Annotated in this window: 19 protein-coding genes; 8 read left to right on the top strand and 11 right to left on the bottom strand. The window is 60.6% G+C overall.

Annotation, left to right across the window (positions count from 1 at the left end; genetic code table 11):
• The first annotated feature begins 10 nt into the window (after positions 1 to 10).
• Genes SCM96_14370 through SCM96_14350 form a run of 5 tightly spaced genes read left to right on the top strand, consistent with a single transcriptional unit; the run spans position 11 to position 4955 of the window.
• On the top strand, positions 11 to 424 hold the full coding sequence (locus tag SCM96_14370; protein ID MDW7761807.1) for a cobalamin B12-binding domain-containing protein: 414 nt from the start codon (positions 11 to 13) through the stop codon (positions 422 to 424).
• Positions 425 to 432: 8 nt separating this feature from the next.
• Positions 433 to 1575 (top strand): acyl-CoA dehydrogenase family protein, encoded by a 1143-nt coding sequence (locus SCM96_14365; GenBank protein MDW7761806.1) that lies wholly within the window; start codon positions 433 to 435, stop codon positions 1573 to 1575.
• Positions 1576 to 1587: 12 nt separating this feature from the next.
• Positions 1588 to 2364 carry an enoyl-CoA hydratase-related protein gene (locus SCM96_14360; protein ID MDW7761805.1) on the top strand — a complete coding sequence of 259 codons (777 nt, stop codon included), beginning with the start codon at positions 1588 to 1590 and terminating at the stop codon, positions 2362 to 2364.
• A complete protein-coding gene (locus tag SCM96_14355; protein ID MDW7761804.1) occupies positions 2361 to 3698 on the top strand; it encodes a 3-hydroxyacyl-CoA dehydrogenase family protein in 1338 nt (445 codons plus the stop codon). The genes SCM96_14360 and SCM96_14355 overlap by 4 nt, the downstream gene beginning before the upstream one ends.
• Before the next feature lie 9 nt (positions 3699 to 3707).
• On the top strand, positions 3708 to 4955 hold the full coding sequence (locus SCM96_14350; GenBank protein ID MDW7761803.1) for a beta-ketoacyl synthase N-terminal-like domain-containing protein: 1248 nt from the start codon (positions 3708 to 3710) through the stop codon (positions 4953 to 4955).
• 35 nt (positions 4956 to 4990) lie between these two features.
• Here SCM96_14350 and nfi read toward each other — a convergent pair whose 3' ends face one another.
• Positions 4991 to 5695 carry a deoxyribonuclease V gene (gene nfi / locus SCM96_14345; GenBank protein ID MDW7761802.1) on the bottom strand — a complete coding sequence of 235 codons (705 nt, stop codon included), beginning with the start codon at positions 5693 to 5695 and terminating at the stop codon, positions 4991 to 4993.
• Positions 5696 to 5783: 88 nt separating this feature from the next.
• Positions 5784 to 8519, bottom strand: a complete 2736-nt coding sequence (locus tag SCM96_14340; GenBank protein MDW7761801.1) for a TonB-dependent receptor — start codon at positions 8517 to 8519, stop codon at positions 5784 to 5786.
• Positions 8520 to 8702: 183 nt separating this feature from the next.
• Between SCM96_14340 and SCM96_14335 the strand changes: the two genes are divergently transcribed.
• Positions 8703 to 9848, top strand: coding sequence for an acyl-CoA dehydrogenase family protein (locus SCM96_14335; GenBank protein ID MDW7761800.1), 1146 nt, complete (start codon positions 8703 to 8705; stop codon positions 9846 to 9848).
• Between the two features lie 3 nt (positions 9849 to 9851).
• Here the strand turns inward: SCM96_14335 and SCM96_14330 are convergent, their stop codons facing one another.
• The 7 genes from SCM96_14330 to SCM96_14300 are packed head-to-tail and all read right to left on the bottom strand — an operon-like array spanning position 9852 to position 16927.
• Positions 9852 to 10361, bottom strand: coding sequence for a biotin/lipoyl-containing protein (locus SCM96_14330; GenBank protein MDW7761799.1), 510 nt, complete (start codon positions 10359 to 10361; stop codon positions 9852 to 9854).
• Entirely contained in the window at positions 10351 to 11886 is a 1536-nt protein-coding gene (gene accC, locus SCM96_14325) for an acetyl-CoA carboxylase biotin carboxylase subunit (GenBank protein MDW7761798.1), read from the bottom strand. The genes SCM96_14330 and accC overlap by 11 nt, the downstream gene beginning before the upstream one ends.
• Positions 11883 to 12692 (bottom strand): enoyl-CoA hydratase-related protein, encoded by an 810-nt coding sequence (locus SCM96_14320; GenBank protein ID MDW7761797.1) that lies wholly within the window; start codon positions 12690 to 12692, stop codon positions 11883 to 11885. The genes accC and SCM96_14320 overlap by 4 nt, the downstream gene beginning before the upstream one ends.
• Before the next feature lie 8 nt (positions 12693 to 12700).
• Positions 12701 to 14308, bottom strand: a complete 1608-nt coding sequence (locus SCM96_14315) for a carboxyl transferase domain-containing protein (protein MDW7761796.1) — start codon at positions 14306 to 14308, stop codon at positions 12701 to 12703.
• Positions 14309 to 14311: 3 nt separating this feature from the next.
• Complete coding sequence (locus SCM96_14310; GenBank protein ID MDW7761795.1) at positions 14312 to 14704, bottom strand: Zn-ribbon domain-containing OB-fold protein; 393 nt, start codon at positions 14702 to 14704, stop codon at positions 14312 to 14314.
• 12 nt (positions 14705 to 14716) lie between these two features.
• On the bottom strand, positions 14717 to 15871 hold the full coding sequence (locus SCM96_14305; protein MDW7761794.1) for a thiolase domain-containing protein: 1155 nt from the start codon (positions 15869 to 15871) through the stop codon (positions 14717 to 14719).
• A 9-nt stretch (positions 15872 to 15880) separates the two neighbouring features.
• The gene (locus tag SCM96_14300) at positions 15881 to 16927 is read right to left on the bottom strand and encodes a hydroxymethylglutaryl-CoA synthase (GenBank protein MDW7761793.1); all 1047 of its coding nucleotides are present in this window, start codon (positions 16925 to 16927) and stop codon (positions 15881 to 15883) included.
• Positions 16928 to 17113: 186 nt separating this feature from the next.
• Between SCM96_14300 and SCM96_14295 the strand changes: the two genes are divergently transcribed.
• Complete coding sequence (locus SCM96_14295; protein MDW7761792.1) at positions 17114 to 17941, top strand: MBL fold metallo-hydrolase; 828 nt, start codon at positions 17114 to 17116, stop codon at positions 17939 to 17941.
• Between the two features lie 103 nt (positions 17942 to 18044).
• Positions 18045 to 18530, top strand: coding sequence for a DUF2769 domain-containing protein (locus SCM96_14290; GenBank protein ID MDW7761791.1), 486 nt, complete (start codon positions 18045 to 18047; stop codon positions 18528 to 18530).
• A gap of 12 nt (positions 18531 to 18542) precedes the next feature.
• Here SCM96_14290 and SCM96_14285 read toward each other — a convergent pair whose 3' ends face one another.
• On the bottom strand, positions 18543 to 19025 hold the full coding sequence (locus tag SCM96_14285) for a DUF456 domain-containing protein (protein MDW7761790.1): 483 nt from the start codon (positions 19023 to 19025) through the stop codon (positions 18543 to 18545).
• A 149-nt stretch (positions 19026 to 19174) separates the two neighbouring features.
• Positions 19175 to 19657 (bottom strand): hypothetical protein, encoded by a 483-nt coding sequence (locus SCM96_14280; GenBank protein MDW7761789.1) that lies wholly within the window; start codon positions 19655 to 19657, stop codon positions 19175 to 19177.
• Positions 19658 to 19730 lie beyond the last annotated feature (73 nt).

Raw genomic sequence — 19730 nt, 5'->3', positions numbered from 1 at the left:
GAGAGGAACGATGGCCGCAAAAAAAATCAAGGTGATCGTCGCCAAACCCGGACTCGACGGACACGACCGGGGCGTCAAGGTCGTCGCCCGGGCCCTGGTCGAAGCCGGAATGGAAGTCGTCTATCTCGGGCTTCAGCAGACGCCGGAAAGCATCGTGCGGGCGGCCGTCGAGGAGGATGCCGACGCCATCGGTTTGTCCATTCTTTCCGGCGCCCACATGGTTCATTTCCGGAAAGTCCGGGAACTCATGGACCAAAACGGCATCGGGGACCGCCTGCTGACGGGAGGCGGCATCATCCCGACCAAAGACCAGGGAAAATTGAAAGATCTGGGCGTCGACCGGGTTTTCGGGCCGGGGGATGACCTGGAGGATATCATCGAATACATTCGGACAAGCGCCGGGCGCCGTCCGGAAAATTCATAGGAGGGCACATGGATTTCGAACTGACGGAAGAACAGAAAATGGTCATCGACGGGGCGAAGAAGTTTACGGAAAAAGAGCTCGCTCCCGGGATGGAGGAGCGCGATGAAAAAGGCGAGTTCAACCTCGCCGCCTTCAAGGCGCTCGGGCAGTTGGGTTACCTCGGCATGACCGTTCCGGAAGCCTACGGCGGCACCGAACTGGGCGCCGTGGCTTATGTCGGCGCCATCATGGAATTCAGCAAAGCCGACAACGGTCTTGCGGTCGCCGTCTCCGTCCAGAACTCGCTGGTCAACGATGCTCTGCTCATGTTCGGAACGGACGAACAAAAGCAGACCTATCTTCCCAAGCTGACCTCGGGGGAATGGATCGGCTGCTTTTCGCTGACCGAAGCCGACGCCGGAAGCGACCCGGCGGGCGTCCGGGCCTCGGCCGTGCGCGACGGCGATGAGTTCGTTCTCAACGGGGCAAAAACCTTCGTCTCGAACGGAGATCCGGCCGACCTCGTCATCGGGTTTTTCAGCACCGACAAGGAAAAAGGAGCCAAAGGCATTTCGGCCATCCTCGTCCCCAAGACGACGCCCGGCCTGGCCGTGGGCAAGCACGAAAACAAAATGGGCATCCGGACATCGAGCACGACGGAGCTCATTTTCACGGACTGCCGGGTTCCGGCGGCCAACCTGCTGGGACAGGAAAACAAAGGTTTGAGTATCGCCCTGGCCACCCTGGACTGCGGCCGGCTGGGCATTGCGGCCCAGGCGGTCGGCATCGCCGAGGCGGCCCTCGAGGAATCCATCCGCTACTCCAAGGAACGCGTCCAGTTCGGGAAACCCATCGCCCACCAGCAGGCCGTTCAGTTCATGCTGGCCGACATGGCCGTGGATGTCGAGGTGGCCAAATCCATGCTCTACCGCGTCGCCTGGATGAAGGACAAGGGCGACCGGAGGTTCACGGCCGAGGCCGCCATGATCAAGCTCTTCGCCTCCGAGATGTCCCACCGCGTCTGTCACAAAGCCATCCAGGTTCACGGCGGTTACGGCTACATGAAGGAATACAAGGTCGAGCGTCTCTACCGCGATCAGCGGATCACGGAAATTTACGAAGGAACGTCGGAGATCCAGCGCCTGGTCATCGCCAGATCGCTTCTCTCCTGAGGAGGACCGGATATGGAACGCGAAATCCTGAAAATGAATGTGGCCGATGGAATCGCCACGGTCACCATCTCCCGGCCCCAGGCCCTGAATGCGCTGAATGTGGATTTCTTCCGGGAATGGGACGGCCTGTTGGACGAAGTCGGCCGGAGGGACGACATCCTCGTCCTGATCCTGACCGGTGAGGGGAAAGCCTTCGTCGCCGGAGCCGACATCGCCGAAATGTCGGGGAAAACCCGGGAAGAGGGAACCGCCTTCTCCCTCGCAGGGCAAAAGGCTCTGCGCAGGCTGGAACTTCTGGAGAAGCCCGTGATCGCTGCGATCAACGGCTTCGCCCTGGGAGGCGGCCTGGAGCTGGCCATGGCCTGCGACATCCGGATCGCCTCCTCCAAGGCGCGCTTCGGCCAGCCCGAGGTCAATCTCGGGATCATCCCGGGTTATGCCGGGACCCAGCGGCTGCCGCGTCTCGTCGGTCTCGGGGACGCTTTGTTTCTGTTGATGACCGGAGACATGATCGGAGCCGAAGACGCTCTTCGCATGGGCCTTGTCCAGAAGGTTGTCGAGCCCGAAAACCTCATCGCCGCAGCCGAAGAAACCGCAAAAACGATCGCCGCCAAGGGACCGCGGGCCGTCCGCCTGGCTAAAAGCGTCGCCCGCAGGGGACTTCTCATGGATTTCGAAAGCGGCTGCGCCCTGGAAGCCGAAGAGTTCGGAACGCTGTTTGAAAACGAGGCCGTTGAGGGCATGCGGGCGTTTCTGGAAAAACGCAAACCCGACTGGAGCCGCACATGAGCGATGTCGACCTTCTGGAAAAAGTCGCCGTTCTCGGCGCCGCCGGGAAAATGGGCAGCGGAATCACCCTGCTCACCGCGCTGGAAATGGCCGACCTGAGCCTGGATCCGGCGAATGCCGGCCGGAAATTCGCTCTGACCGCCATCGACATCTCCGCCCAGGCCCTGGCCGATCTTCGCAAATACCTCCGGGCTCAGGTCCTGCGCGCGGCGGAGAAAAAAACAGTGCGCCTCCGAAGCCTCTACATGCACCGCACCGATCTCGTCGAAAACGAAGAGGTTATCAACCAGTACATCGAGGACGTTCTGGACCTCGTTCACCCGGCGACGGATATCGCAGCCGCGGCCGAATGCAGAGTCGTCTTCGAGGCAGCCTCGGAAAACCTGGACCTCAAGATCAAGCTTCTCTCCGGAATCAGGGACCGGAACACGCGGGAGGCCTGGTTTCTGACCAACACCTCCTCCATCCCCATTTCCGAATTGGACGCCAAGGCCGGACTCGGCGGCCGCATCATCGGATTCCACTTCTACAATCCTCCGGCCGTCCAGAAACTTGTCGAGGTCATTGCGGCGGACTCCACCAATCCCGAGCTTACGGAATTCGCCGGACGTTTCGCGGCCCGTCTGAGAAAAACCGTCGTCCCCTCCCGCGACGTCGCCGGATTCATCGGCAACGGGCACTTCATGCGGGACGCCCTGCACGCGCTCTCTGAAACAGACCGGCTGGCCAAGGACCATGGCTTCACAACGGCAATCGCCATGATCGACAAGGTCAGCCGCGACTTTCTCATCCGGCCCATGGGCATCTTCCAGCTCATCGACTATGTCGGCGTCGACGTCTGTCAATGCATTTTGCGCGTCATGGACGAGCGGCTGCCCGGACAAGGGCTTCACAGCTCGCTTCTCGATCAGATGATGGAACTCGAAGTCAAGGGAGGACAGTTCGCCGACGGTTCGCAGAAGGACGGTTTCCTCAAATACGAAAAGGGCCGCCCGGCGGGCGTCTTCGATCCTCAGGCGAAAACCTATGTTTCCCTGCCGGAGATCGCCGGGACCGTGGACGAAAAACTGGGCCCCCTCCCCGGGAGCGCCAAGCCCTGGAAAGCCGCGATGCAGCTCCCGGACCGTCCGGGCTTTCTCGAAGGATTCTTTCGGGAGCTCAAGGACATGAAAACCCCGGGCGCCGAAATCGCCGTGAGCTACGGCCGAAAGTCCCGGGAAATCGGACAGGGGCTCGTCGACGACGGCGTCGCGGCGAATGCCGAGGACGTCAACACCGTTCTTCTGACGGGTTTCTACCATGCCTACGGTCCGATCAACCCTTATTTCGATTGAGAGGTAAACATGTGCCAAGACGGCCGAAAAATCTACATGATCGCGGGATATCAGACCGTATCGATGGGTACGGGACGCAAGGAATTTCACCCGAAAAAACCCCGGCCGGGCCTTGAGGACTACATCCGGGAAGCCGGACAAGGCACGCTCAAACAGATCGGCGGCGGAGGCGTCGTCGACGAGGGCGTCATCGGCAATTTCATGGCCGCCCGCTTCAACCGGCAGGGCCATCTGGCCGCGTTCATCCCCTCGATCGACGAGAATCTGAGATGGAAACCCTGCACCCGGGTGGAAGGCGCCTGCGCTTCGGGAGGGGTGGCGTTGTCGACGGCCATGAAAGCCGTTCTGGCCGGAGCGTCGGACGTCGTTCTCACAGTCGGCGTTGAAGTTCAAAACACGGTCAAGGCGATCTACGGCGCCGACATTCTGGCCGGTGCGGGCTGGTATCAGGGCGAGCGCAAGAAGGGACATGCTTACTTTTTTCCCGCTCTTTTCAGCGACCGGGCCGGCGTGTGCTTCGAAAAATACGGACGGGACAAAATGCGCCGGGCCTTCGCCAGCTGGTATCGGAACGCCGTCGAAAACGCGCGCCTGTGCCCGACGGCTCAGGAACACCACAACACCGTCGCCGACCTCGAGGCGCTGGCCATATGCGAACCCAACCCGAAAGCTTTTGTCGATAACCTCAACGTTTACGACTGCTCCAAGGTCTCCGACGCCGCCGCCGCTATCGCCGTCGTCTCGGAGGAGGGATTGGCGCGCTGCGGCGTGCCGCGATCCGAGGCGATCGAAGTCCTCGGTTGGGGCCATGTTCAGGCGGACCTCACCCGGCCGCCGGATGACCCCACTCGCCTGGAAACGACCGAGAGAGCCGTCAAGAGAGCCATGGAAGAGGCCGGCATCACGCTCTCCGATATCGGAACGGTCGAGTGCCACGACTGCTTTACCATCTCCGGCATCCTTTCGGTCGAAGCGGTCGGTCTGGCCGGTCCGGGCCAGGGTGCCGAAGCCGTCCTCGAGGGTCTGACCGCCAGGGACGGCCGCATACCCTTCAATACCACAGGCGGCCTCGTCGGCTGGGGCCACCCGACCGGAGGCACGGGCGTCCGCCAGGCGGTCACGATTTGGGAGCAGTTGACGGGCAAGGCCGGAGACGCCCAGGTCAGGATTTCCGCGGACCGGCCCTGCGGTCTTTCCATCAACATGGGCGGAAACGACAAGACCGTGGTTGCCGTCGTTTATCGCCGCGCCGCCTGATCGGCGGCTGCGGCCTCAAGACATTCCGCCGTCGTTCATGACTTCGACGCGGCGCGCGACAGAGCGTCGGCCCGGCGCAGCGGTTCGGGAATCCTGAATCGCGGGGCGGTCCGGAGGACGAAACGGACGGAACCGGGAATATCGACAAGGTGTCCCGGCGAGACGAAAAGCGGCCGAACGCCCGTTCGCGTCCGGACAACGGCACCGATGGTTTGCCCGTTTAAAGTCAATTGAGACCGGCAGCCGCGGCCGGGTCCCGGCTCGCGGAATTCACCGATGAGCCGGGACTTGGCGCATCCGATCGACGGAAGACCGAGGAGCACGCCGATATGGGAGGCAAGTCCCAGCTTCCGGGGATGGGCCATCCCCTGGCCGTCGATAAGCAGGAGATCGGGTTTCCGGCCGAGTGCGGCAAGAACATCCAGAACGACGGGACCTTCCCGGAATGAGAGGAAGCCCGGCACATACGGAAAAGTCAGCGGGCGGGAGGCCACGGCCTCTTCCACCACACCCAACGAAGGAAAATCGTAAAGGCAGGCCGCGGCGAAAACCCGATCGCCGGAGAAAGATGCGTCGACTCCGGCGATAAGCCGGATCGGAGAAGCCAACGGAATGCAGCGGACCTGCGCGGCCAGCGCGATCTGAATTTCGCGAGCCTCCCGAATGTCTGTCGGCCAAACCGGCGAAAGCCGATTTCGTTTCGTCGCGATTCGTCGAGCGGTTCTTAAGTTCCGGGGCATTGTCCCCATTAAGAAAGACACACCGCTGGCGGGGATTTTGAGGGGGGCCCGGAGGCCCCTCTCGCTAAAAAAACACCGGGACGTGACACTAGAAATTGATATAGAACGTCAATGCGAATTTGCGCGGCGGCGCATAGGATGTCGGGAGCGTGAAATTCGGCTGATCGGATCTCATGTCAACACTCATGACGGTCTGCCTGTCGAGCAGATTCATGAGCCGGGCTTCAAGAATTCCCTGCAGGCGGCCGCCCAGCGGGACCGTATAGGTGAATTGGAGATCGAGGTTGGTCCAGACGGGAAGACGCCGCGAACCGGCCTCCTCGACATAACGGTAGTAGTTTCCGTAGTAGTCCCGCATCCGGGCTTCCCAGGGCCGTCCGCTTTGAATCCGAAGATATCCGCCCACGGACAGATTCCGGTAGAATTCCCAAGTGCCGAACATCTTGACGACATGTGTCCGGTCGCCCGACATCAAGCCCATCCTGAGAGGATCCTGAACATACAGGCCCGGCGCGTCCTGAATGTAGGAGGAGGCATAGAAAAGGGATGTCCCCGGGGCATAATCGAGATCCCAGTTTCCGTAAAGCCGGCTCCATGTGTACATGGCCGTGGCGGCCCAGTTGTCGGCCCACTGTTTGCTGACTTCAAAGCTCAGAGCCATGTATTCCCGTTTGGCCACAACGTCCTCGAATCCCGGAATGATATTGCCGTTGATGTCGCGCAGGGCGCCGTTGAGATTGCCGTAGACGAACCGTGAAGGCGCGGTCATGACGTTGATGGAGGGATAATCTTCGATGACGTTTTTGACATCCCGGTACTGGCCCCAGATCTCGACGGTCCAAAGCCGGTTGATCGGGCGGCTGTAGCCGAGAACGAACTCGTCCTGATAGGTCGGCTTGATGTCCGGCAGGATGACCTTCCCCGTTTCGGAGGCCTGGGGCCGGTCGGAAAGCAGCGAGCCGTCGGAGGCCAGGAAATAGGCGTCGGAACGATAGACGCGCAGCGGCGCCGCCGCCCGGGCCAGGCTGCGGTTGTCCATGGTATTGTAGCGGCCGAAGCTGCCGTAAAACTTGTCGCCGACCTTCTTGTCGATCATGTAGGTGAAGCCGAGCCGGGGCTGGATCTCGTCCTTGAAATCGAAGGTCAGGAAGGTGCGTTTTTCGTCGGTCTTGACGCTGAATTCGTCGCGGTTGGCGAGAACGCCGAGCGTCAGGGTCAGACGTTCGCCGATGCTGACCTGATCCTGGAGGAAAAGAGAATAGGTCCGCCCCCGGGAGTCCTGGGCGGGTTGCTGCGGATAGTAACGGGCCCGGTATCCCGGCCTCCGAAGCGGGTCGATCGAGGCCGAGAGCGCCGTGTAATAAATGAGGCTGCCCCAGCCGTTGGCCAGACGCTCCAGGTATTCGCCTCCGTCGTCATAGGCGAATCCGGCCTTGATCAGGTGGGAATGGCCGCGGAAATCCAGGTATTGACTCAGGACGAGCTTGAACTCGTCGCGGAAAAAGTTCTGGGTGTTGAACTCCGAGGCTGCGCCGACATACTGCCCCGAAGCCGTGGCCCCTCCCAAAATGTAGCCGGGGGCGGTCTGAAAATAGCCCATGAGGTCGGGCCGCGTCGGGTCAAAGGCCGGCTGGTACCCGATTGTTTTATCGGGAACGCTCTGGGAATCCATCTTGACGTGATTGTACTTGAGTTCGAGGTAAGTCGAATTCGAGATCGTCCAGTTCCAGGCGATATAGAAAATCCGGTTGAGGCTTTCGCTGGTGATCGAGGTGTCGGGATGGGCATTGACGCCGACGCCGGCATTGTCGCTCCGGCCGTCGTCATTCCGGAAGCTGGCGACAAGAAGGTGGTTGGGATGAGGGTTTGCACTCAGCTTGAGGAAAAATTCGTTCCGGCGGGTCTTTGAGTCGGGAACGGGGCCGAGGTTGTTAATCCGGCCCGTCGTCGAAGACCTCGGGGTGTTGGCCGAAAGATAAAACCAGACCTTGTCCCTGACGACCGGTCCGCCCAGCGAAAGTGCGGGATTGTAGGTGTTGAACTTGGTGACAATATTGGGATCGGCGGATTTCCAAGTGAAGTCCGAGGGCTCGGCGACCAGCCGGAATGTACCGCTCAGCGTGTTCGTTCCGGACTTGGTGATGGCGTTCGTGACCATGCCGGCCGCCCGGCCGAATTCGGCGCTGATACCGCCCCGCTTGATGCTGAACTCGGCGATGTCGAGTTCGGAGAAGTTCGCGCCCAGGGTTCCGAAAAACGGATTGGTGATGTTCGAGCCGTCGAAGAGAAAGACGTTGTCCTGCTTGTTGCCGCCGGCGTTCGGGGCGAAATCACGGTTGTCGGCGACGCCGGGAGCGAGTTGCCAGAGAGAGGCATAGGACCGGCCCAGGGGCATTTTCTGGACAAGCTCCCGGCTCCAGCTCGACGTGATTTCGGTGGATTTGAGATCGATGTTGGGCGACGGCGCCCGAACCGTGATTTCCTCCATCTGGCGTCCGACGGCGACCATGACGATCACGACCTGAATCGACCGCCCGAGGGACACCGTGATCTCTTCCTTTTCCGAAAGAGAAACCATGTCCGGATGCGTCGCGACAAGGACGTAACTTCCCGGAATCAGTCCGACAAAACGGAACTGGCCGTCGCGGCCGGTCGTGAAAGTCCGTCCCCCGGGCAGAAACGGACCGGAGATCCGGACTTCGGCGTTTTCTATGGGGGAATTGTCTTCGCCTTGAACGACGCCGGTCACATTGCTCCGCTCCTGGGCGGACGCCGAACCGATCAGAAGCAGAAGCGCACACGCCCACAAAAGAATGCGTTTCATGACACCCTCCTTTGATATGGATTAATCGTTTATTTAATAATAAGCCGATTTCGACTTTTGTCAAGACGCATTTTTCCCACAGGAATCCACGCCCCAATATTTCTCGATCGGGTCGGCCGTGATCGATCTTCTCCCGAAATTCATGTTAATATACTTGAAGAAAAAGACAGGAGGAGAATAACCATGGATTTTGCTCTGACCGAAGAACAAGAAATGATGAAACAGGCGGTCCGCAGCTTTGCCGAAAAGGAGATCCTGCCCGTCCGCGAAAAACTGGACGAAAAGGAGGAGTTCGGTTACGAGATCACCCAACAAATGTTCGACCTGGGCTTTTTCGGCGTCCTCATTCCCGAGGAATACGGAGGCATGGGCATGGACTATCAGTCCTACATCCTGGTCGTCGAGGAGCTGGCCCGGGTGGACGCCTGCCAGGCGGCCACCGTCGCCGCCGGGACCTCCCTGGGGGCCGCGCCCATCTACTATTACGGGAACGAGAAACAGCGCCGGGAGCTCCTGCCCGATCTTCTCAAGGGGAAACTCATCGGATTTGGGTTGACGGAACCTGACGCGGGCTCCGACGCCGGGGGGACCAAAACCAAGGCGGTTCAGAAGGACGGGAAGTGGATCCTCAACGGGTCGAAGATCTTCATCACCAACGCCTCAACGGCTATCACGATGGGATCAATCATCCAGGCCGTCAGCGGAGAACGGCCGGACGGCAAGAAGGAGTACACCTGCTTCCTGGTCCGCCAAGACCAGCCCGGCTACAAGGCCATCCCCATGCACAAGAAGATGACCTGGCGATCCAGCAATACGTCGGAGATCTACCTGGACGACGTGGAGGTGACCGACGAGGACATCCTGGGAAAACGAGGTGAGGGCTTCCACCAGATGCTCGAGACTCTCGACAACGGCCGTCTGGCCATTGCCGCCATGGGCGTCGGCGGGGCCCAGGGCGCCTTCGAGGCGGCCTTGAAATACTCCCAGGAACGCACGCAGTTCGGACGGCCCATCAGCGGGTTCCAGTCCACGGCCTTCAAGCTGGCCGACATGGCCACCGAGATCGAAGCCGCCCGCAACCTTCTCTACAAGGCGTGCTGGCTCAAGGACAACAAAAAGCCTTTCGGCATGGAGGCGGCGATGGCCAAGCTCTACGCCAGCGAGGTCATGAAACGGGTCGCCCACGAGGCCGTCCAGATCTACGGCGGTTACGGGCTCATGGAGGAATATCCCGTCGCCAAGTTCTATCGGGATCAGCGGCTTCTGGAGATCGGGGAGGGAACGTCGGAGATCCAGCGGCTGGTCATCGCCCGCAAACTGGGGATCTGAACACTAGAGGGTCTTCGTCTCGACCTCAACCAGCGGTTTTTGGGAATCGACGAGATCCCCGACGGCGACATGGATTTTCTTGACGACGCCGGCGGCGGCCGATTTGATTTCGTTCTCCATTTTCATGGCTTCGACGATGACCAGGGTCTGGTTTTTCCGGACATCCTCGCCTTCGGCGACGGCGATCTTGATGACCTTGCCCGGCATGGGCGCTTTGACCCGAAGGATCCCCTCGATGGACGGATCATCGCCGGACGCGGAACGTCCGGAATCCGGACGCGGCGTTTCGAGGGTATAGGTCCTCCCGTCGACCGAAACAAAGATCGAATCCCCGCGCCGGGCGAGGAAAATCCTGCGGCGGCGGCCGCCGGCAAGTACGGCGATCTCATCCGGAGCAACCGTGCGAATCCCGGCCTCGAAAACGGATTCGCCCTCGCGGATGACGAAGCCGTCTCCCTTCTTCTCCAGTCCGATCCGGGCGGGAAACCCGTCGACGATGAATTCAAACTCCATGGGATCCGCCTCCTCCGATTCTCCAACGACCCAGCGAGATCCAGGGCGTCGCCGTTTTCGCCGCCGCACGCCCCGTGTCTCTCGGCCGTCCGGTCGCGCCCGACGCCGCGAAGGCCGCAGCGGCCATGGCCAGTCTCCGGCTTTCATCGTTTTCGTTGTCCCGCCCCCAGGCCTCGAAATTCCGGGCGATGAACGACGTCGTCGTTCGGCCCGCCAGGAACTCGGCATGACCGACGACGTCATGGAGGAATCCGATGGTCGTCTGAATCCCCAAAATCGCGTAATCCTCGAGGGCGGCGGCCATTCTGCGGGCGGCGGCGTCCCGGTTTTCGGCCCAGACGATGAGCTTGGCCAGGATCGGATCGTAATAGACCGGGACCTCCCAGCCTTCGGAGATGCCGCTGTCCAAACGGATGCCCGGGCCGGCCGGTTCCCGGAGGAGTTCGATCCGCCCGGAAGAGGGCAGAAATCCGTTTCGGGGATCTTCGGCGTAAATCCGGCATTCGATGGCATGGCCGCGCTGCCGGAGCTCTTCCTGATTCAATCCCAGTTCTTCACCGGCGGCGATACGGATCTGCCGCTGCACGAGATCGAGGCCCACCGTCAGTTCGGTCACCGGATGCTCGACCTGCAGACGGGCATTGACTTCGAGAAAATAGAAGCGGCCGCCGGCGTCGAGAAGGAACTCCACGGTCCCGGCATTGTTGTAGTTCGCGGCCTTTATGGCTTTGACGGCCGTCTCGCCCATCGTCCTTCGGAGTTCCGGACTCAAGGCCGGAGAGGGAGTCTCTTCCAGGATTTTCTGATGCCGCCGTTGGATCGAACACTCGCGTTCGAAGAGATGGACCGTTCGGCCGTGGTTGTCGGCCAGGACCTGGAATTCGATGTGCCGGGGATCCTCGATGTATTTTTCCAGATAGACCGAATCATCGCCGAAGGCGGACCGGGCCTCGCGCCGTCCGGCATCGACGGCCGGACCGAGATCCTCGGCGTTTCGAGCGATGCGCATGCCTTTTCCGCCGCCTCCGGCCGAAGCCTTGACCATGACGGGATATCCCAGCTTGCGGGCCGCGGCTTCATATTCCCCGGCCGAGCCTTGAACCGCATTGAAGCCGGGGATGACGGGTACCCCGGCCTTCTCCATGGCCCGGCGGGCGCGAACCTTGTCTCCAACAAGTTCCATGGCCTCGGACCGCGGGCCGATGAAGACCAGCCCCTCCTTTTCGCAACGGCGGGCGAATTCGGAGTTTTCGGCCAGAAACCCGTAGCCGGGATGAACGGCCTCGGCGCCCGTTTGACGCGCGGCTGCGACGATTCTTTCCATATCGAGATAGCTTTCGACGGCCGGCGGCGGCCCGATCGGCACGGCTTCGTCGGCCGTGCGGACATGCAGGCTTTCGGCGTCGGCCTCGGAATAAACAGCGACGGACGGGATGCCCATCTCCCGGCAGGCGCGAATCACCCGGACGGCGATTTCCCCCCTGTTGGCAATCAGGATTTTTCGAAACAGTCTTGGCTCCATCATCCGGACCACCGAGGCTTTCTCTTTTCCAGAAAGGCGGCCATGCCTTCCTGGGCTTCGGGACTGACCCGAAGACCGGCGATCATTTCCGCCGTAAACAGGCGGGCCTCATCGAAGGACATTCCCGGAACAGTCCGAAGAAGTTCCTTGACTTTGACAAGAGCCTCCGGACCCGAGGTCAGGAGCAAAGCGAGACAGGAGTCGACGGCGGCATCCAACTGATCGGGTTCGGCGACGAGACTCACAAGGCCGATGTCCTCGGCCCGGCGGGCGTCGAATCGCTCACCCGTCAGAAAGTAGCGGCGGGCCCGGCTCTCGCCGATCCGCCTCACGACATAAGGCGAGATGGCGGCCGGAACAAGCCCGATTTTGACCTCGCTCAGGCCGAAACGCGCCGCGGTCGAGGCGATGACGATGTCGCAGGCGGACAGGAACCCGACACCGCCGCCGACGGCCGGACCGTTGACCCGGGCTAGGGTCGGTTTGCGGAGGGCATAGAGTTCGTAAAGACAGGCGGAAAGTTCAAGGGATTCCTTGAGGTTCTCCTCATACGATTGGGTAATGATCTCCCGCATCCAGTTGAGATCGGCCCCGGCACAAAACGAAGTTCCGGATCCAGAAATCACCACGGCGCGGACCTCTTCATCTTTTCCGGCGGCGGCGACCGCTTGGCGCATTTCCCGGACCAATTGGATATTGAAGGCATTGCGGACGTCCGGGCGGTCGAGCCAGATCCGGACCGTCCTGTCCGCGTATTCGACACGGATCGTTTCGTAGATTCCGTCTCCCGATGCATTCGATGTCATCATCCGCAGCCTCACATCCTGAAAATGCCGACTTTGAAGTCCGGAATCGGCGTATTGAGGGACATGGCAATTCCCAGGGCCAGGGCCTGCCGCGTTTCCCCGGGCTCCAGAATGCCGTCATCCCAGAGCCTGGCCGTGCTGTAGTAGGGACCGGCCTCTTCCTCGTATTTCTCAAGAATGGGCTTCATCATGGCCGCCTTGTCCTCATCGCTCAATACGGCCCCTTGTGCCTGGAGACGCTTGATCTTCACCGTCACCAAAACATTGGCCGCCTGTTCTCCGCCCATCACGCAGATTTTCGCGTTGGGCCACATCCAGAGAAGTCGCGGGCCGTAGGCCCGGCCGCACATGGCGTAATTTCCGGCTCCGTAGGACCCGCCGACGATGACCGTGAACTTCGGCACATCGGCGTTGGCCACGGCGTGGACGAGTTTGGCTCCATCTTTGGCGATGCCGTGATGTTCGTATTCCTTGCCGACGATGAATCCGGTGATGTTCTGAAGGAAGACGAGCGGCACCTTGCGCATGGCGCACAACGTGACGAAGTGGGCGCCTTTTTGCGAACTTTCGGAAAAAAGAACCCCGTTGTTGGCCAGAATGCCCACCGGATAGCCCATGATCCGGGCAAAGCCGCAGACGAGGGTCGGTCCGTAGAGCTCCTTGAACTCCTGAAACCGGCTGCCGTCGACGATCCGGGCGATGACTTCCTTGATGTCGAAGGCCTTGCGCAGGTCCGACGGAACGATCCCATACAGTTCCGCCGGGTCGTAGAACGGATCCTCGGGCGCCGCCTGATCGAGTTCGAAGCGGCGGGGAGGATCGAGTGTCTCGACGATGTTGCGGGCGATCTCCAGAGCATGCCCGTCATTGTGCGCATAGTAGTCCGAGACACCGGAGATGCGGCAATGAACGTCCGCGCCGCCGAGGTCCTCGTCCGAGACCTCCTCGCCTGTGGCGGCCTTGACCAGAGGCGGGCCGCCGATGAAAATCGTCCCCTGGCGGCGCACGATCACGGTTTCATCGCTCATGGCCGGAACATAGGCTCCCCCGGCCGTGCACGATCCCATGACGATGGAGATCTGGGGGATACCGAGGGCCGAGAGCCGGGCCTGATTGTAGAAAATCCGCCCGAAATGTTCCTTGTCGGGAAACGTCCCCGACTGATGAGGCAGAAAGATTCCGCCGGAATCGACGAGATAGATGCAGGGCAGCCTGTTTTCAAGGGCCACTTCCTGGGCCCGGATGTGTTTCTTGATGGTGGACGGGAAATACGTCCCCCCCTTGACCGTGGCGTCGTTGGCGACGACGAGAACTTCGCGGCCGTGGACGACGCCGACGCCGGTCACCATGCCCGCACCGGGGGCCTCGTTGTCGTAAAGGCCCCAGGCGGCCAGCGGACTCAGTTCCAGAAACGGCGTGTTCGGATCGAACAGTTTTTCCAGCCGCTCGCGGACGAGCATCTTGCCGCGAGAAACGTGGAGGTCGCGGCTCTTCTGCGGTCCCCCTTCGCGGACCCTGGCCAGGCGTTCCTTGAACTCGCCGACCGTCCGCTCCATGTGTTCGCGGTTCCGGAGGAAATCCGGACTTCGGGTGTCGACTCGGGATTCGATTCGGAACATGGCTTATTCCGGAACGAATTTGTAGCCGTAGTAAATGACCCCTGTCTCGCCCTCCTCATAGATTTTTCGAAACTCGAGTTTGACCCGCAGTCCGACCTTCAAATCCTCGAAATCGCAGTCGACGATCTGAGCGGTCAGCCGGGTTCCGTCGTCGAGATCGGCGATTCCGACGGCATAAGGAGACTGGTCGACAAACGCATGAGGTGCGACGCGGATGACCGTAAAGGATACGAGCGAACCCGCCTCGGCCAACCGGATGTCTTCGAACTCCCGGGCGCCGCAGCGCGGGCAGACGAGGCGGGGAGGGAAACACACATAACCGCAGGACCGGCATTTTCCGGCCTCGAACCTGTAACGTTGGGGAATTTCACGCCAATATCGGGATGGTGTCGGCATCGTGTCCTCCTCTCAGTCCGCCTCGAAAATATGGATGACGGAGCTTCCGCCGGTCCCGCCCATGTTCTGCGTGAGTCCGCGCCGGGCGTTTTTGACCTGCCGGTCCGCCGCTTCGCCGCGGAGCTGCTTGACAACCTCGACGGCCTGGGCGACTCCGGTGGCGCCGACGGGATGACCTTTGGCTTTCAGACCGCCGCTGGGATTGACCGGAAACTTCCCGTCGACGGCCGTCAGGCCCTCCTCGACGGCCCGGCCGCCCCGTCCTTTCCCGGCGATGCCGAGAGCTTCCGTGATCATGATCTCGGCGATCGTGAAACAGTCGTGGACCTCGAAAAGATCGATGTCCTTGACGGCCAGGCCCGCCATCTCCAGGGCTTTACCCGCGGCGACATGCGTGGATTCCATCCAGGTCAGGTCCTTCCGGGAACTCAGTGCGATGGTATCCGTCGCCTGGCCCGTGCCGATGATTCGAACGGCGGGTTTTTTCATCGAGCGGGCCATATCCGCGGGACAGAGGATGACGGCCGCCGCGCCGTCCGTGATGGGAGAACAGTCCAGGATCCGCAGCGGGTCGGCGACAAGGACGGAACACAGAACATCATCGACGCTGATTTTGAAGGGATATTGGGCCAGCGGGTTCTTGGAGCCGTTGGCGTGATTCTTGACGGCGACCATGGCCAGCTGCTCCCGCGTCGTGCCGTGTTGATGCATGTGGGCGACGGCCATCATGGCATAAAGGGCGGGGAAAGTCAGACCGTGATAGCCCTCGTATTCCTGGTCGGCCGCGGTCCCCAACGCGAACGTGGCTTCATGCCCGTTGACATCGGTCATTTTTTCGATGCCCCCGACAAGAACGATGTCGCTCATGCCGGAGGCGACTTCGATGAAGCCCTGGCGGAGGGCCAGACCGCCCGACGCACAGGCGGATTCGACTCTGGCCGCGGGCACGGGGGTCTTCCCGAGATAATCCGCAAGCAGGGAGGCCAGATGCTCCTGGCCGGTAAAAATGCCCGAAGACATACAGCCGACGATCATGGAGTCGATCCGATCGACGCCGGCATCTTCGATAGCCAGGAGGGCGGTCTCGACGAAATTCGTCCGAAGCGATTTCTCCCAGAGTTCGCCCCACTTGGTCATTCCCACACCGATAACAGCAACGTCTCTCATGGCTCTCTCCTAATCCGCCTTACGGATTTTGCGGCGGTATTTGGCGTACACGCCGTAATCGATGTAGACCTTGTTGTGATCCAACAGGTTTCGCGTCCGGGGCGCTAGGTCCCGGACTTCGTCGATGCGGTCGGTGACGCGGAAGACGAAGGCGTCGCTTCCCGCGCCGGAACCGTAGGAGACGAGAAGGATCATATCGCCGGCCTTGGCGATATCCAGAGTCGCCGTGAGACCGAGAGGCGAAGATCCGGAATAAGTGTTGCCAAGCTTGTTCACCAGCCAGCCCGGCTCGATTTGTTTCTTTTCGAAGCCCAGCATGGCGCCCACACGGAAGGGGAACTTGCCGTTGGGCTGGTGGAAGATGACATACTGAAAGTCCGCCGGCTTCATCTTGGCCTTGGCCATGATGCCCCGGGCCGCCCCGGTGACATGTTGGAAGTAGGCGGGTTCCCCGGTGAAGCGGCCGCCGTGCTGGGGATAATACTGGTATTCGCGCCTCCAGAAATCCGGCATATCCGTCATATAGGCATAAGTCTCGACAGCCTCGGCCACAAGACGTTCCTTGCCGAAAATGAAAGCGGCGGCGCCGGCCGCGGCCGAGTATTCCAGGGCGTCTCCCGGCGCGCCCTGGGAAGTGTCGGCTCCGACGGCCAGGGCATATTTGACGGCCCCCGCCTGAACCAGGCTCAGGGCGATGAACATGCCTTCGGTCCCGGCTTTGCAGGCGAATTCGAGGTCGGCCGTATGCGTTTCAGGGGTTGAACCGAGGGCCTCGGCCAGGACGGTTCCGCTCGGTTTGACGGCGTAGGGATGGGACTCCGATCCCACATAGACCGCGCCGATTTCCCGGGGATCGATCCCGGCCCTCTTCAAGGCCCGCTTCGAACCCTCGACCGACATGGTGATGGTGTCCTGGTCGGGAGAGGGAACGGATTTCTCCTCAAGCATCAGCCCTTTCTTGTAGCTTGGGGCGTCCGTCCCCCAGACTTTGGCGATCTCCTCGACCTTGATGCGGTTGCGGGGGATGTAGGCTCCGTAGCCGATGATTCCGGCCATTGATCCGGCCTCCTTTCACGGCAGAACGCGACTGCCTATTCAGGAATTATGAGAGCGCCGTATCAAACCCATATGATGACAAACGAATAAAAAGAGTTTTTATCCTTCCATATCTCCAAAGCGAAGTCAAGACATGTTCTGGCGCGGGTTTTGGGGATGTGGTAGCATGTCCCCGGAAAACGCGAAATGAAAATCGACCGGTTCGAAGTTTCCGTTCACAACCACGGGTTCTTCCGGGTGGACGGCGGGGCCATGTTCGGCCCCATTCCCAAAGTCGTCTGGTCGCGCCGGATCGCCGCGGACGCCGACAACCGCATCCGCCTGGCGACACGATCCCTCCTGGTCCGCGATGCGGACCGGCTGTTTATGGTCGATGCCGGAAACGGCGATTACTGGCCTGAAAGAATCCTTTCCATCTATGCCATGGAGCCGCCCCCCGCCGGCGGCCCGGCCCTTGACCCCGAGGCCGTCACGGATGTCATCCTCAGCCATCTCCATATCGACCACGCCGGGGGCATCGCCGTTCGCGGGCCGGGAAATGCGCTGCGACTCCGCTACCCGCGGGCCCGCATCCATGTCCAGGCCGATAATCTATCCAATGCGCTGAATCCGAACTCCCGCGAAAAGGCCGGTTATAGGAAGGATTATCTTGAGCTTCTTGAAAAGGCCGAATGCGTTCCCGCCCAAGGCTCCCGGGAAATCCATCCCGGCATATGGGTTCACACCTCGAACGGCCATACACGCGGCCATCAATGGGTCGAAGTGAAAGCCGGGCGAGAGACCGTGGCTTTCCCCGCCGACATGATCCCGACGTCCCATCATATTCCCATCGCCTACACCATGGGATTCGACATCCACGCCGAGCAGGCCATGGCCGACAAGGAGGATTTCCTCAGGCGGGCCGTGGACGGAAACTGGATCGTCGTCTTCGGTCACGACCCGGATATCGCGGCCGCACGGCTGAAAATCGACGGCGACGGCCGCTTCGCCGTCAAGGACGCCGTCGGTCTATAACCTCCCATTTGAACCTCCCGCCCCCGATGCGGATTGTGTTTTCTTCCGACGGGGTTGACAGAGCGACCGATTTATGAGGTAATGATTTTAAGAGGAGGGAAAAATGAAGAGACGTGATTTTTTCGAGAAGGGCGGATGCGGACTCGCCGCGGCTTTTATGGCCTATCTCGGCGGTTCGGCCTGCAGGAGGAAGGAAACCGACATCGCCGTCGGCGTCATAGATGTCGAACCCGTTGAGCATTTTGCCCCTGCCGTCGGAGAAACCCTCGAAGACCGAAGGGAAGTCCTCCATAAAATTCTCATGGAAAAAATGGGCAAGACGCACGAAGAGACCGAGGCCATGATCGCCGATTTCGAGGAAAAGCTGCCCATGGTCAAGGACGCCTGCATCTGCAAAACCTGCCCGTCCTACGTTGCCGAGGAAATCGAGTCCGGCTTCTGTCATCCTTTGATCGGCAAGAGCAAGATCATTACCGAGGAAAAGGGATGCCTTTGCGCGGATTGCCCGATCTACGTCCCCATGGAACTCAAGAACGGTTACTATTGCACGCGCGGCTCGGAACTGGAAATCGAAACGGCCAAGGCCTGACCCGAGTCATCGTTAAAACACTATCCGCCAGAAAAAAGCGCCGATCATCACGACGCCGAGAACGATTTTAAATAGCGTTCCGGCCAGAAATCCGACAAAGGTTCCCCACCCGGCGCGCCACGCGCTGCGGGAGCTCTTGCCTGACAACAATTCCCCCGAGGCGGCGCCGAGGAACGTTCCTGCCAGAAGGCCGATAAAGCCGAGAAAAACCAGGCCCAGGACTCCCCCCAGAATACTCCCCCAGATGCCCGCCGCCGAGGCGCCGTACTTTTTCGCGCCGAGAATCCCCGCGTAATAGTCCAGGGCGATGCTGACCAGAACGACGGCGCCCCAGACGAGCATGGTTTTTCCCCCGTAATCCCGCCACCCGGTTCCCAAACCATAGATGACATAGCCCGTGTAGATCAGCGGGATTCCGGGAAGGAAAGGAAGAATGGTTCCGGCCAGGCCGGCCGCCATCACCAGAAGGGCCGCAATCAGAAAAATGACGTCCACGCTATCCCCCGAATTTCAAAACGGCGGACCCGGCCGTCTGCTGATTCGTCCGCCCGATCCGACCCGGGCTCCAGGGCTTGAAGCCGCAGACATAAAAAAAAGGGGAGGCTTTTTCAAGCCTCCCCGGATATCGGCATTTTCTTCAGGAATCAACGGAAGCGGACGCCGCCGCGGATCGCGACCGACGTCGAAGAATCGGAGATTCCACCGAAACTGATCGAAGCGATGCCCAGAACGGCTTCGACAAAGGGCGTCAGGTTTTTCCCGGAGACGAACTCCGCACCTCCACCGACGTTCAGCTTGAGGGAGGTGAAGTTTTCCATCGTGTTCAGATGGAACCCGCCCACGGCATAAGGGGCGAATTTGGAGGCCGCGAAGCTGAAGAGGACATCCAGATTCATTCCGGTCCCCAGATAGAGAGCTGTTCCTTCCGTCAAGTTGAGATTCAACACCGTGGCCCGGAGACGGATCTTTTCCGTGATATCGAAAAGGGCTCCGCCGCTGATTCCGAACAGGGTTTCTCCCTCCCCAATGGTCAGGTTGGCCGCGCCTTCCACGGTAAAGGGAAGCTCGGCATGGGACACACCGGCAAAAACCAAAAGGGCAACCACAAACACCAGGACTCTTTTCATGTTCCCTCCATCTGAGTTGTATTCAATCCAACCAGTGCTATTTTATCACATTTAAAATCCGGAGTCAAAAAAT

This window comes from Acidobacteriota bacterium (assembly GCA_033549365.1).
GTDB lineage: Bacteria > Acidobacteriota > Aminicenantia > Aminicenantales > Saccharicenantaceae > JAWSUF01.
The sequence above is the reverse complement of the archived record's forward strand: the minus strand, read 5'-3'. Positions and strand labels throughout refer to the sequence as shown.